The sequence below is a fragment of the Corynebacterium sp. c8Ua_99 genome, assembly GCF_039907185.1.
GTDB classification, from domain to species: domain Bacteria; phylum Actinomycetota; class Actinomycetes; order Mycobacteriales; family Mycobacteriaceae; genus Corynebacterium; species Corynebacterium jeikeium_D.
Map to the genome: position 1 here is coordinate 24,159 of NZ_JASBOG010000017.1, position 12,599 is coordinate 36,757.

General features: G+C 58.3%; 12 protein-coding genes, 2 tRNA genes and 1 pseudogene. 5 read left to right on the forward strand and 10 right to left on the reverse strand.

Annotation, left to right across the window (positions count from 1 at the left end):
* Window positions 1–137: 137 nt before the first annotated feature.
* Complete coding sequence (locus QKE19_RS09535) at window positions 138–1,121, reverse strand: malate dehydrogenase (RefSeq protein WP_016422306.1); 984 nt, start codon at window positions 1,119–1,121, stop codon at window positions 138–140.
* Window positions 1,122–1,351: 230 nt separating this feature from the next.
* Here QKE19_RS09535 and QKE19_RS09540 point away from each other — a divergent pair, with 230 nt between their 5' ends.
* On the forward strand, window positions 1,352–2,137 hold the full coding sequence (locus QKE19_RS09540) for a TetR/AcrR family transcriptional regulator (protein WP_016422305.1): 786 nt from the start codon (window positions 1,352–1,354) through the stop codon (window positions 2,135–2,137).
* Between the two features lie 63 nt (window positions 2,138–2,200).
* Here the strand turns inward: QKE19_RS09540 and clpX are convergent, their stop codons facing one another.
* The 5 genes from clpX to QKE19_RS09565 form a co-directional block, all read right to left on the reverse strand.
* Entirely contained in the window at window positions 2,201–3,463 is a 1,263-nt protein-coding gene (clpX, locus tag QKE19_RS09545; protein WP_042388518.1) for an ATP-dependent Clp protease ATP-binding subunit ClpX, read from the reverse strand.
* Between the two features lie 172 nt (window positions 3,464–3,635).
* Window positions 3,636–4,265, reverse strand: coding sequence for an ATP-dependent Clp protease proteolytic subunit (locus QKE19_RS09550; protein WP_005511517.1), 630 nt, complete (start codon window positions 4,263–4,265; stop codon window positions 3,636–3,638).
* A 40-nt stretch (window positions 4,266–4,305) separates the two neighbouring features.
* On the reverse strand, window positions 4,306–4,878 hold the full coding sequence (locus tag QKE19_RS09555; protein ID WP_016422302.1) for an ATP-dependent Clp protease proteolytic subunit: 573 nt from the start codon (window positions 4,876–4,878) through the stop codon (window positions 4,306–4,308).
* A 141-nt stretch (window positions 4,879–5,019) separates the two neighbouring features.
* Window positions 5,020–6,483 (reverse strand): trigger factor, encoded by a 1,464-nt coding sequence (tig, locus tag QKE19_RS09560; protein WP_284807268.1) that lies wholly within the window; start codon window positions 6,481–6,483, stop codon window positions 5,020–5,022.
* Window positions 6,456–6,532, reverse strand: a tRNA-Pro gene (locus QKE19_RS09565). The genes tig and QKE19_RS09565 overlap by 28 nt, the downstream gene beginning before the upstream one ends.
* Window positions 6,533–7,094: 562 nt before the next feature.
* On the opposite strand from QKE19_RS09565, the gene QKE19_RS09570 reads away from it, so the two are divergent.
* The 3 genes from QKE19_RS09570 to QKE19_RS09580 all read left to right on the forward strand — a co-directional run bounded on the left by QKE19_RS09570 (window position 7,095) and on the right by QKE19_RS09580 (window position 8,536).
* Window positions 7,095–7,169, forward strand: a tRNA-Gly gene (locus QKE19_RS09570).
* A 109-nt stretch (window positions 7,170–7,278) separates the two neighbouring features.
* Complete coding sequence (locus tag QKE19_RS09575; RefSeq protein ID WP_040361601.1) at window positions 7,279–7,512, forward strand: hypothetical protein; 234 nt, start codon at window positions 7,279–7,281, stop codon at window positions 7,510–7,512.
* Window positions 7,513–7,657: 145 nt separating this feature from the next.
* Complete coding sequence (locus QKE19_RS09580) at window positions 7,658–8,536, forward strand: hypothetical protein (protein ID WP_070643645.1); 879 nt, start codon at window positions 7,658–7,660, stop codon at window positions 8,534–8,536.
* Between the two features lie 25 nt (window positions 8,537–8,561).
* On the opposite strand, the gene QKE19_RS09585 is transcribed toward QKE19_RS09580, so the two are convergent.
* Both QKE19_RS09585 and QKE19_RS09590 read right to left on the reverse strand, forming a co-directional pair.
* Window positions 8,562–9,170, reverse strand: coding sequence for a DJ-1/PfpI family protein (locus tag QKE19_RS09585; RefSeq protein WP_101688153.1), 609 nt, complete (start codon window positions 9,168–9,170; stop codon window positions 8,562–8,564).
* Window positions 9,171–9,277: 107 nt separating this feature from the next.
* On the reverse strand, window positions 9,278–9,751 hold the full coding sequence (locus tag QKE19_RS09590; RefSeq protein WP_005511109.1) for a ribose-5-phosphate isomerase: 474 nt from the start codon (window positions 9,749–9,751) through the stop codon (window positions 9,278–9,280).
* Between the two features lie 228 nt (window positions 9,752–9,979).
* Between QKE19_RS09590 and QKE19_RS09595 the strand changes: the two are divergent.
* Window positions 9,980–11,186, forward strand: a pseudogene (locus tag QKE19_RS09595) (TIGR04053 family radical SAM/SPASM domain-containing protein).
* Between the two features lie 27 nt (window positions 11,187–11,213).
* On the opposite strand, the gene QKE19_RS09600 reads toward QKE19_RS09595, so the two are convergent.
* The gene (locus QKE19_RS09600) at window positions 11,214–11,858 is read right to left on the reverse strand and encodes a DsbA family protein (RefSeq protein WP_016422291.1); all 645 of its coding nucleotides are present in this window, start codon (window positions 11,856–11,858) and stop codon (window positions 11,214–11,216) included.
* Between the two features lie 148 nt (window positions 11,859–12,006).
* Window positions 12,007–12,537, reverse strand: coding sequence for an SMI1/KNR4 family protein (locus tag QKE19_RS09605; RefSeq protein WP_246815954.1), 531 nt, complete (start codon window positions 12,535–12,537; stop codon window positions 12,007–12,009).
* Window positions 12,538–12,599 lie beyond the last annotated feature (62 nt).

Genomic DNA, 12,599 nt, shown 5'->3' on the forward strand with positions numbered 1-12,599 from the left:
GCCATCAGCGACTTATACACCGCCTAATTCAAGCCTTTCTCCCGCTCCGAGCCAAACCGCGATTACCGCGCAAAATAAAAACGCTCTCTTGTGAAATCATCACAAGAGAGCGCCTCTAAACGGCCGTTGAACAGCTCTTAGACCAGCAGGTCCTTAACAGCCTCGCGCTCTTCGCGCAGTGCCTTGACGTTGCGCTCGATGCCAGCGCGCTGAACCTCGGAGAGATCCAGGCCCTCAACGCGAACCCACTCGCCGTCCTTGGCGTAGCACGGAACACCAGCGACCAGGCCCTCGTCGATGCCGTAGGAGCCATCGGACGGAAGGGCGACAGAGACCCACTCGCCCTCTGGGGTACCCGTGACCCAGTCACGCATGTGGTCAACTGCGGCTGCGGCAGCGGAAGCTGCGGAGGAGGAACCACGGACCTCGATGATTTCTGCGCCACGCTTGGCGACACGCGGAATGAAGTCCTGCTCGACCCACGCAGCGTCCACCTTGTCGGAGACCTTCTCGCCTGCAATGGTGGCGTAGGTGATGTCCGGGAACTGGTCTGCGGAGTGGTTACCCCAGACAATCATGTTCTTGATCTCAGTGGTCGGAACACCAATCTTTTCCGACAGCTGAGACAGGGAGCGGTTGTGGTCCAGGCGCATCATGGCGGTGAAGCGCTCTGCCGGGATGTCCTTAGCGTGGGATGCGGCAATCATGGTGTTGGTGTTGGCCGGGTTGCCGACAACCAGAACCTTGATGTCGTCTGCTGCGTGATCATTCAGTGCAGCACCCTGCGGGCCGAAGATCTTGCCGTTGGCGCCCAGCAGTGCGGAGCGCTCCTCGCCCTTGCCGCGCGGCTTTGCACCGACCAGGAAGGCGGCGTTGGCACCGTCGAATGCCTTTGCCGGATCATCGGTGATGTTGATGCCAGTCAGAAGCGGGAAGGCGGAGTCAAACAGCTCCATGGCGACGCCTTCGGTGGCGTGCAGCGCCGGAGTGATCTCCAGCAGGTTCAACTCAACCGGGGTCTCAGGGCCGAAAACCGAACCGCTGGCAATGCGGAAGAGCAGGGAGTAAGCGATCTGTCCGGCGGCACCGGTAACTGCAACCTTTACGGGAGTCTTGTTCACTTCAGGCCTTTCTCGAGAGAGAATCAATTCGCTGCCCACTCTAATGCGACTACAGAATTGGCGCAGACGGGGGCGACGGGCTCAGGCCAATTCTGAAAAACGGATAGCATTAGGCATGACTTACGGTCATGTACTCATTTCACTAGAAAGAAGTCCGCGACCGAGCAATTTCACCCCCGTTAGATAGCCAAAACCCCGTAGTCGCCCTCTAGTCCAAGCAAAGGATTTTCATGAAGTCTCCAGGCTCCTCTGATGCAATCCCCCATGCAGTCTTGGTGGCAGCACTTCAAGAATTCACCGCAAAGGGGTATGCAGATGCCCGTTTGGATGCCATTGCTGCCGCCTCTGGTGTCTCCAAGCGCATGCTTCACTACCACTGTGGTGACAAGTTGGGACTCTACAGGGCGACGTGGGCACATGTGCTGGAGACCGTAAGGCCTGACGACGACGACCTGCGCCCGCACTCCAATGTGCCGGTGGAAGCCCTGCAGCATGTGGTCGGTGTTATCTATGACTACTTCTCGGCGAACCCGCTCGCCGTGCGGTTCATCATCCAGGAAAACCTACATCCGGTCCTGCCGCTAGAAGGCGTGACTGGGCTTGGTGGTCAGAGCCCAATTGTTTTGGAGTTTGACCGCATCTTGTTGCTCGGTCGCGATTATGGTGCATTCCGCACTGATATTTCCGCACTTGATCTTTATATTCTCGTGCTGTCGCTGGCCACCTTCCCCACCCTGCACCAGCGGACTTTTGAAAACCTCTACGGCATTGAAATGCAGTCGACAGTGTTGTCGGACAAGCTGCGTGAGTTCGCTCAGGACACTGTGACCAGCCTGTTGACGTCCTCGCCTCGCAACGAACCGGGCAGCTCGTACACTTCCCTGCTGGCCTCCCATGGCGCCAACTCGTCCGCGCTTGGCGCAGAGGTCTACGGCGATCAGCCCAACCCAGAGACTCAAGACTTGACTACTGACGATGCCCCGGATTACCGCGACATCTACGGCATGGACGACTAGGGCTCCATACAGACATCAAAAACCCGGTTAGAGCGGCTACTCTAACCGGGTTTTTAGCTACCTTTACGCAGTCTTCTTATCCTCGCTGCGTTCAACGAGTTCCGGCGCTGCACCGTCCGTGATGCATTCCTTGTGGACAATGACCTCCGCGACGTCGTCACGCTCTGGTACCTCGAACATCACGGGAACCAAGATTTCTTCCATGATGCCGCGCAGACCACGGGCGCCGGTATTGCGGCTAATCGCCTTGGCAGCAATGGCGCGCAGTGCCTCATCGTCGATGGTGAGGCGCACACCGTCCATGTCGAACAGGTGCTGGTACTGGCGAACCAGGGAGTTCTTCGGCTCGGTGAGCACACGAACCAGCGCATCCTCATCGAGGTTGGTGACCGATGCGATAACGGGAAGGCGGCCAATGAACTCGGGAATCAGGCCGAATCGAACGAGGTCCTCCGGCAGTACGTCGCGGAATGGATCCTTCATGTCCTCGTCGTTAGCCGAGGTGACATCTGCTCCGAAGCCCAGGCCCTTCTTGCCGACTCGCTCCTGAACGACCTTTTCCAGACCGGCAAACGCACCGGCGACGATGAACAGGACGTTGGAAGTGTCGAACTGAATGAACTCCTGGTTCGGCAGCTTGCGCCCACCCTGCGGGGGCACGGCGGCTACGGTTCCCTCGAGAATCTTCAGCAGCGCCTGCTGCACACCTTCACCGGAGACATCGCGAGTGATGGACGTGTTCTCGGACTTGCGCGAAATCTTGTCAATCTCATCGACGTAAATGATGCCGCGCTGTGCCTTCTCGACGTCGAAATCAGTAGCCTGCAGCAGCTTCAGCAGGATGTTCTCCACGTCCTCACCGACATAGCCGGCCTCGGTCAGGCTGGTGGCGTCAGCGATCGCGAACGGCACATCCAGCTTGCGGGCCAGTGTCTGCGCGAGGTAGGTCTTGCCGCAGCCAGTCGGCCCCAGCAGCAGGATGTTCGACTTCTGCAGCTCGACGTCGTTGTCCGACTTGGTCTCCGCAGCACGAAGGCGCTTGTAGTGGTTGTAGACCGCTACCGCTAGGGTGCGCTTAGCCATGTCCTGGCCGATGACGTACTCATCGAGGAAGTCTCGAATTTCCATCGGACGCGGCAGGCGGTCGTCGTTGCCAGTTGCCTCGCCGCCGGTGTTGAGCTCCTCTTCAATGATCTCGTTGCAGAGCTCGATGCACTCATTACAGATGTACACACCAGGTCCGGCAATCAGCTTCTTGACCTGCTTCTGACTCTTTCCACAGAAAGAGCACTTCAGCAAATCCGCACTTTCTTGCATACGCGCCATGAGGCTCCCGCCGCCGCCTTTCCGCTTCGTTGCCAATAATTGCTTCAGACCAGCCTACCGTGAGTGTGCGCAATTACCGGCTTCCACGCCAGGGCGAGGCGAATTTCACGCAATCTCGCTTAGCGCTTTACGACGGCCAGTGCGCAGCACTCCAGAGAGACTATGTCCCCTTTTAAGCGTTGTGCTTGCGGTACTCGAAGACCTGGTCGATGATGCCGTACTCGACGGCCTCTTCGGCGGTCAGGATCTTGTCACGATCGGTGTCCTTGCGGATCTGCTCTGCAGTGCGACCGGAGTGGCGAGCCAGAGTCTCCTCCATCAGCTTGCGCATGCGCTCGATCTCGTTCGCCTGAATCTCCAGGTCGGAAACCTGGCCCTGGATACCCTGGGTGGCCGGCTGGTGAATGAGCACGCGCGCATTCGGCAGAGCTGCACGCTTACCCGGTGCACCCGCAGCGAGCAGGACGGCTGCCGCGGAAGCAGCCTGGCCCAGGCACACCGTCTGCACGTCGGGACGCACGTACTGCATCGTGTCGTAGATGGCCATCAGCGACGTGAAGGAGCCACCTGGGGAGTTGATGTACATCGTGATGTCACGATCCGGGTCCAGCCCCTCGAGCACCAGCAGCTGCGCCATGATGTCGTTAGCGGCGGTGTCGTCGACCTGGGAGCCGAGGAAGATAATGCGCTCTTCGAAGAGCTTGTTGTATGGGTTGGATTCCTTAGCACCAAAGCTGGAGTGCTCCACGAAAGAAGGAAGCACGTAGCGCGACTGCGGCATCTGCATATTGTTCATCTCCATGTTGATTAAATCGCCTCTAATTATTCGCTACTGTCCGCTTTTAGCGTGCGGTGTCCTTGAGGGCGGTTACGACGTGGTCAACCAGGCCGTATTCCTTAGCCTCAGCCGCGGTGAACCAGCGGTCGCGGTCTGAGTCTTCCTCAATGCGCTCGACCGGCTGACCGGTGTGCTGCGCAATCAGGCGAGCCATCTCCTTCTTGGTGGCAGCGAACTGCTCAGCCTGAATGGTGATGTCGGATGCGGTACCGCCAATACCTGCAGATGGCTGGTGCATCATAATGCGGGCGTGCGGCAGCGCGTAACGCTTGCCCTTAGCACCTGCGGCGAGCAGGAACTGGCCCATGGAAGCTGCCAAGCCCATGCCGTAGGTAGCCACGTCGCACGGAACGAACTGCATGGTGTCGTAAATGGCCATGCCGGCGGTGACGGAGCCGCCCGGGGAGTTGATGTACAGCGAGATATCCGCCTCCGGGTCCTCGGCTGCCAGGAGCAGCATCTGACCGCAGAGCTTGTTGGCAATCTCGTCGTCGACCTGCTCACCCAGCCAAATAATGCGCTCCTTGAGCAGCTTGTCGAAAACCGTGTTCGTCGACATCTGGGCGTTATCGCTCATCTGTGTACTCCTTTTTCGTACGTGTGCGAGTTTTGTCGTTCATTAGAGGGTAACGAAAAGGGCCGCCCCTTTGTTTCGGGAACGGCCCTTGTTCGCTATAAGCGTTGCGGCATGAGGAACGCGCCGCGCTAATTGCGGGGCTTACTCAGCGGAGGTGTCCTCAGCCTTGTCGGACTCAGCCTTCTCAGCCTCCGGCTCGACCTCACCGAAGTACTCGTTCAGGTCGATTTCGTTGCCCTCGGTGTCCTTGGCGGAAGCCTTCAGGATCGAGGTAGCCAGAGCCTTGCCGCGGCGAACGTCTGCGAACAGGTTGCCGAGCTGTCCGGACTGCTGAATCTGCTGGATGAACTGGTTCGGGTCCATGCCGTAGGACTGAGCAGTGAACAGGATGTGGTCGGTGAGCTCCTGCTGGGAAACGTCCGGCTGGATCTCCTCAGCCAGTGCATCCAGGAACAACTGGGTGCGAACAGCTTCCTCAGCGGACTTCTTGGAGTCCTCGTCGAACTGCTCACGGGTGGTGCCCTGTGCCTCCAGCATGGAGTTCAGAACCTTCTCGTCGCCGCCGAACTGACCCAACAGCTGCTGCAGCTGGCCCTCGACCTGCTCCTTGACAACACCCTCCGGCAGAGCGATGGTGGTCTGCTCCATAGCGGCAGCCAGAACCTTGTCGCGAACCTGCTGAGCCTGCTCACCCTTCTTGGTGTTCTCAACCTGGCGAGCCAAATCTTCCTTCAGCTCGTCGATGGTGTCGAACTCGGAAGCCATCTGAGCGAAGTCGTCGTCAGCTTCCGGCAGCTCGCGGACCTTGACGGACTGAACGGTAACGGTGACCTGAGCGTCCTCGCCCTCGTGCTCGCCAGCAACCAGCTTGGTGGTGAACTCCTTGGACTCGCCCTGGGACAGGCCGACAACAGCGTCATCCAGGCCGTCAATCAGGTCATCGGAGCCGACCTGGTAGGACAGGCCCTCGGTGGAGGCCTCTTCCAGCTCTTCGCCGTCGATGGTGGCGGACAGGTCGATGGAGACGAAGTCGTCCTTTTCGACTGCACGCTCGACGCCGGTCAGGGTGCCGAAACGAGCGAGCAGGTTCTGCAGCTCAGCCTCAACAGCTTCGTCGTCGGCGACCAGCGGATCAACCTCAACTGCGATGTCCTCGAACTTCGGCAGCTCAATCTCCGGACGGACGTCGACCTCAGCGGTGAACTCAACGAGCTCGCCGTCTTCCAGCTTGGTGATGTCGACCTCAGGCTGACCGATAACCTTCAGGTCCTCATCGCGAACGACCTCGTCGTAGCGGGACGGAACCATGTCATTGAGCACCTGCTCCAGGATCGGGCCGCGGCCGAAGCGGGCCTCAATCAGCTTTGCCGGTGCCTTGCCCTTACGGAAACCCGGAATCTGGACCTGCTGAGCCAGTGCCTTGTAGGCGTTGTCGAACTCTGGCTTCAGCTCGTCAAACGGGACCTCGACGGTAATCTTCACTCGGGTCTCATTGAGCTTCTCAACGGAAGACTTCACTGGTGCACTCTCCTGCAACTCGATGATTAATTCATAGACCACGGGAGTGCCCGTGATACTGGTCGGGGTAGCGGGATTTGAACCCACGGCCTTCCGCTCCCAAAGCGGACGCGCTACCAAGCTGCGCCATACCCCGTATGCGTCATTCGAAACCTAGCAGAAACCCCTTTGGAGCATCTGCACCGGGGCCCTCATAGGCGCGAAATCGCGTTTCCACAACGGACCCGTATAGATTTACCTGACGATTAATGAAATCACAAAACCACGCGTTCAACCAGGCTAATGCTCTGTCTGAAAACGCTTTACGACGCCATCGAGAGCCAACCTGCCAATTACTACCGGTTTCATGAAAACCATGCATATCACAGGGCGTTTGCATCACCTCGGCACTGCTTTTGGCGGCCTCGTTTACTGCAAACACTCCATTCGTCGGCCGACTCCCCAAAGAAGCCTCTCAAACGACTGCCCCTTTGTTGAGTCGTGTGACAGTGTAATCAACGGCTATACGCCTGTTTCACATACCCCACGTTGCTTTAGCTTCATTTTCTGTTTTTCCCGGCCACAGCCACTTTTCTTTAAAGCCTTCGAGAAAAACCTGGCATCGATTTTTGTATGTGCGCATTAACGGGTTAATATGCCTTGTACCAAGACACGGTCTGGTGGAGACGATTGAGCGTCTAAGCCGGATTCCTATCTATGGGGATGTCGTATAGTGGCTAATACCTCAGCCTTCCAAGCTGAAGACGCGGGTTCGATTCCCGTCATCCCCTCCACGTAACCGGGAGCATTGCTCCCGGTTTTTGTTTTTCCGAGCCGATGTCCGGGGCCAGAAATTCTTCTGCCCTCTGTTCAGGATCCAGTGCCGCGGGTACTCTGGGCACCATGAAGCCCACCATTATCGATGCCGATACTGGACACGAACTATGGACCGCGGTCGAATGCGCTGCTTTTTCCGGCACCGCACGTGGCACTTTCACCAGCTACGCTGGCCGCAAGAAGGCTCCCGAGCCCGTCGCGAAGCTTCATGGGTTGACCCTGTGGGATTCCGAAGAAGTTCGCGCATGGCACGCCAATCGAAAGAGCCGCACCAAGCGCACCGACTCCGCCGAGTCATAGATACCTACCCATACCCAATCTTTTCCTGGTTCCCGAGCTGCCTCTGTCGCACAGAGATGTCAGCTCGGGAACTTTTTGCGCTCTACGTGCGTTATTTCAAGTAATTACTAGCAATACTCGCAGTTTCCTTTTGGAGGCCTAGCCCATGGGGGCTTTAATCCTGATCGCTATCACCGTCGGCGGTGCGATTATCATCGCGTCGATGGCTCAAAACCGCTCTAACAGGGCATTTGATGCCCGCCAGAACAATCAATTGGAAGACGCCGTCGCAGACGCCCGCCGTTGGATTGAGCGGCTGGGCTCACAGGTGCTGAATCTCGCTGGCACCGATTCGGCTTCCACGCAGGCTCTTGCCGACGCATCCGAGCGTTACAACGCCGCATCCTCGCAGATTTCTACTGCTCGGACCCCGGCACAGGCCCGAATGGCGCGCGAATCGGCGCTGGAGGGCCTGCACTACATCAATGCTGCTCGCGAAATTATGGGCCTGCCGGCGGGGCCGACACTGCCACCGCTGGAGGGGCAGAAGGCCGCTGGTTCTGTGACCGAAACTCGCACCATTGAGCACGAAGGCCACTCGGTTACCGCCTCGCCATACGCCACCCCGGAAACTCCGAACTACTACCCCGGCGGCCGTGTCGCTGGCCGTCCGGTTCCAGCCGGTTGGTACTCCGAGCCCTGGTGGAAGTCCGCGCTCCGCACCGGTGTCTGGACCGCTGGCTCGATGCTGCTGTTCTCTACTCTCTTCCACGGTATGGCCGGTGTTGCCTACGGCGCTGATGAGTTCGCCAGCGGCATGGGCACCGGTGCTGACGACTTCGGCGGCACCGAGGACTTTGGTTCCGATGACTTCGGTGGAGACGACTTCGGTGGCGATGACCTTGGCGGCGACTTCGGTGGCGGCGCTGCCGATGCTGGTGACGCAGGCGACGGCGGTGGCTTCTTCGACGGCCTCTTCGGCGGCGACGGTGGCAACGACGGTGGCGGATTCTTCGACGGCGGATTCGACGGTTTCGATATTTAGAAGAAGTCCGGCGCCGCTATTTCGCTCAATTCGCAAAAGGGTCGACAGTGGCGTCTGTCTGGGGCCGATACTCAATCTTTCTGGCGGCCAATCGACCAGCTTCCTCGCCAAGGATGCTGCTAATTAAAGCAACAGCCATATCCATACCTGCTGCGACCCCTGATGAGCTCCACCGATTACCGTCTTCGACCCATCGGGCTTCTTTCACCCACATCACTTCGTTTCCGAACGACGTGGCCCAATCAAAAGCCAACTTATTACTAGTTGCCCGCTTTCCTTCAAGTAGCCCAGCCGCAGCAAGCAGCGCCGAACCCGTGCAGACCGACGCCACTAACCGCGCCTGGGATCCGATGCGCTTAAGCCACTCCAAAAACTCTGCATCTTCAACTAGTGTTCTGCTCCCTGCTCCACCGGGCACCAGGAGAATATCGACTGCCTCAAGTTCAGCGATGCAGCGCGTGGCGATAACCTCCGTCCCCTGAGCGCTGGTTATCGGACCGGCAATGTTGGCGACATATTCGACCTCAATCTCTGGGACATGGCCAAAAAGGCCAACCGGTCCAAATACGTCCAAGAGCTCGAACCCGGGGAATAGCACAACAGTTACTCGGCGATGCGCTTCTTGATTTGTCATACGACAATTCCTACTCCGTCTACACATGAAAAAAGGTCTGGTCCCAGAGTTTTCTGGAACCAGACCCCTTTTTTATTCCTATCAACAGATAGCGAACAGCAATCCCTTTAAGCTTCTGGCAGCTCCGGGGCAACGCCAGTCTTTTCGTACTCTGCCAGAATGTCGATGCGGCGCTGGTGACGCTCCTCCTCGCTCCACGGCTGGGAGACGAAAGCATCGACGATGGCCAGGGCCTCTTCCTCAGAGTGCATACGACCGCCGAGGCCGATCAGCTGAGCATTGTTGTGCTCGCGGGCGAGCTTTGCGGTCTCCACCGACCAAGCCAGCGCACAACGAGCGCCCTTGACCTTGTTAGCAGCAATCTGCTCACCGTTGCCGGAACCGCCGAGCACGATGCCCAGGCTGCCCGGATCAGCGACGGTACGGGAAGCCGCCTCAATGCAGAATGCTGGGTAGTCATCTGCAGGGTCGTAGGTGTGAGCGCCGCAGTCAACGACGTCGTGGCCAGCCTTCTCCAGGTGGGCCTTAATCAGGTTCTTCATCTCAAAACCGGCGTGGTCTGCACCAAGGTAAATACGCATGGCAGCAAGTTTAGCGGTTCCCACGGATTCCACGGCGTCTGCACCCGTTTTAGGTATTGCTTGACGACGTCTCCTGCGCAGCCGAATAGGGTGAAAAGTGACTGTACTTGCGTTTCAGCACGTCTTCGAAACCGGAAATTGGGTGCTTTTACCGTGTCTCCTGCGCCGCAAGCTCACTTCCAAGTCGATCCTGAAGCCCATGGCTCCCATGGGAATCATCACGCACCGGTGGTGCGAACGGTTCGGCATGACATCAACAAGAAACCATTTATCGTCATTTGGGAGGTCACGCGGGCTTGTGGCTTAGTCTGCAAGCACTGCCGTGCAGATGCACAGCACGAGCCGCATCCTCACCAGCTTTCGACCACCGAGGGCAAGATGCTGCTGGAGACCTTGGCGTCGTATAGCAAGCCGAAGCCGCTTGTAGTGCTCACCGGCGGTGATCCTTTTGAGCGTGATGACCTGGAAGAATTGGTGCGATTCGGCACGGAGCAGGGGCTGAATATGTCGCTGTCGCCGTCGGTGACGCCGCGGTTGACGCCGGAGCGGATCAGGTCGTTGCGAGAGGCCGGCGGTAAGGCGATGTCGATGTCGCTCGATGGCGCGACTACCCAGACCCATGACAAGTTCCGCGGGTTTTCGGGCACTTTTGAAAAGACGCTCGAAATGGCTCCGCACATCAACGAGGCCGGTTACCGGCTGCAGATCAACTCGACCCTGACCAAGGGAAATATTCATGAGGCGCCAGCGCTGCTGAAGACCGTCATGGAGATGCAGGCCAAGATGTGGTACGTCTTTTTCCTCGTTCCCACTGGCCGTGGTGCGGATTTGGGCGCATTGTCACCGGAGGAACGCGAGGATGTTCTGCACTGGTTGTCTGATGTCTCCAACCGAATTGCCATTAAGACGACGGAGGCGCCGCAGTATCGGCGCGTCGTCATGCAGCAGGAGGAAGCGAAGGAAAAGGGGCTGCCACCCTATGAAGGTGGCGAGCTCTACCGCTACTTGACCGAGGAAACGACAAAGCTGCTCGGCGCTGTGCCGGAGAAGCCACGTCGGCCGCGCTCTCCGATGGCCGTCAATTCCGGGTCAGGATTTGCCTTCATTGACCACATCGGCGATGTTTACCCCAATGGTTTCCTGCCACTGCACTGCGGAAACGTCAAAGCTACGCCGTTCCAGGAGATTTACTCGAACTCGCCGGCGTTCAAGGCCCTTCGCGATCCGGACAATTGGCATGGAAAGTGCAGCGTCTGTGAATACCACAGCGTATGCGGTGGGTCCCCGGTCGACCGCGTACGCGTTGACCGGGGATTACACCGCATCCGACCCGACCTGCATCTACATCCCGCCACGGTGGGCTGCCATGAGCGAAGAAGAACGGCAGGCCTCTACCGGGCAGAATGCTGGAGCCGGAGCGGGTCAGCTCTCCTAACTGCGCGCCCCAGCTGCTACTGCTTTCTTAGTCGAAGCGCGGGTCCTCAGTCCGGGAGCGCTTAATTTCGAAGAAGTACGGGTAGCTGGCGACGGCAACCGAGCCGTCGAAAATCTTGCCGGCTTCTTCGCCGCGTGGGATACGGGTAAGCACCGGACCGAAGAAGGCAACGTCGTTGAGCTTGACCACCGGAGTGCCGACGTCGTTGCCGACCTCCTTCATGGCCTCTGCGTGGTTTTCACGCATGAGCTCATCGAACTCGGTAGTCAGGGCCTGTGCCAGGCGCTCTTCCGGCAGTCCAACCTCTGCGAGGGCTTCCTTAATCAGCTCGTCGAATGCGTGCTCCGGCTCGTCGACATGCGCATGGCGATCGATGCGGTTTTCGTTGTGAATCTTCGTGCCCAGCGCGGTATAAAGCTTGTCGACGGCCTCCTGACCATCCTGGGAGAACACTGCATTAAACAGGCGTGCCGGGGTCCAGTTGCACTGCATCATGAACTTGTACTCTTCCGGCAGCTCGTCGCGGCCTTCATTGAGTACTGACAGGCTCATCGGCTTCCACTCGACCTCGATGTCGCGGACCTTTTCGACTTCCTTAATCCAGCGGGATGTCACCCAGCAAAACGGGCAGGAAACGTCGAAGTAAAAAGTGACCTTGTCTCGATTGCTCATGTGAAAGTCCTCCTAAAGCATTGATTGACTTATCAACGACTATAGGGCGGAATTTTTCGGCTCGCATGCATGAATTCGAATGGGTCCGAAGTTCTACCGGACCCGGTGCTAACTGGCTCTCCCATCGGGCACCGTCCAGATTGCTTACCTAGCCGTTCCAGGGCAAGCCCGTGTCCTCCAGGGAATCAGCAGCAGCTTCCAAGTAGGCAGGCCAGTCGGCGTAGTCCAGGAACTCCGGGCCCACCTCGTGGTCCATGGAAACCATCTTCCCCGAGCGCATGTCCAGGCAGTAGTTGTTTCCGCCGAAGTCCATAACCAGCGGAATCCATGCCTCGTGATACCACTTGCCATCCGAGTCGGCGCTGTCCATGCCTTCGGCTTCAAAATCATCAAAGTCGCCGTCTGCCTGCAGCTGAGTCCACAGCTTGTAGTCGTTCAGAATCGACTTCGGCGGCGCAATCCAGCCACCGTCCCACGGCTCACCGTCTACAGACGCGTGCCGCAGCCACGAAGCTCGCACGTAGTCTGGCAGTTTTACTCCGAGGTCAGCCTCAAGCTGATCCAGTTCCGCTTCTGTCGCCGGAGCCTCCAGGGCATCGTCGCCAAGCTTCGCCTCAATGCGATCCCACGCCGCGTTGACCCGTTCAACCTTGCTTGCATCATCACTGAGTTCGTACATGAAACGAAGTGTATTCACAATCGGTTTTGCTCGCATGCCGAAGAAGCCAAAATCTCGTCCCT

What these genes read in the sequence shown, in the direction of transcription:
- QKE19_RS09540 (WP_016422305.1), top strand. Translation starts at nt 1,352, where the DNA reads ATGAAGTCTCCAGGCTCCTCTGATGCAATCCCCCATGCAGTCTTGGTG.
- clpX (WP_042388518.1), bottom strand. Translation starts at nt 3,463, where the DNA reads ATGGCGCGTATGCAAGAAAGTGCGGATTTGCTGAAGTGCTCTTTCTGT.
- QKE19_RS09550 (WP_005511517.1), bottom strand. Translation starts at nt 4,265, where the DNA reads ATGGAGATGAACAATATGCAGATGCCGCAGTCGCGCTACGTGCTTCCT.
- QKE19_RS09555 (WP_016422302.1), bottom strand. Translation starts at nt 4,878, where the DNA reads ATGAGCGATAACGCCCAGATGTCGACGAACACGGTTTTCGACAAGCTG.
- QKE19_RS09575 (WP_040361601.1), top strand. Translation starts at nt 7,279, where the DNA reads ATGAAGCCCACCATTATCGATGCCGATACTGGACACGAACTATGGACC.
- QKE19_RS09580 (WP_070643645.1), top strand. Translation starts at nt 7,658, where the DNA reads ATGGGGGCTTTAATCCTGATCGCTATCACCGTCGGCGGTGCGATTATC.
- QKE19_RS09585 (WP_101688153.1), bottom strand. Translation starts at nt 9,170, where the DNA reads ATGACAAATCAAGAAGCGCATCGCCGAGTAACTGTTGTGCTATTCCCC.
- QKE19_RS09590 (WP_005511109.1), bottom strand. Translation starts at nt 9,751, where the DNA reads ATGCGTATTTACCTTGGTGCAGACCACGCCGGTTTTGAGATGAAGAAC.
- QKE19_RS09600 (WP_016422291.1), bottom strand. Translation starts at nt 11,858, where the DNA reads ATGAGCAATCGAGACAAGGTCACTTTTTACTTCGACGTTTCCTGCCCG.
- QKE19_RS09605 (WP_246815954.1), bottom strand. Translation starts at nt 12,537, where the DNA reads ATGTACGAACTCAGTGATGATGCAAGCAAGGTTGAACGGGTCAACGCG.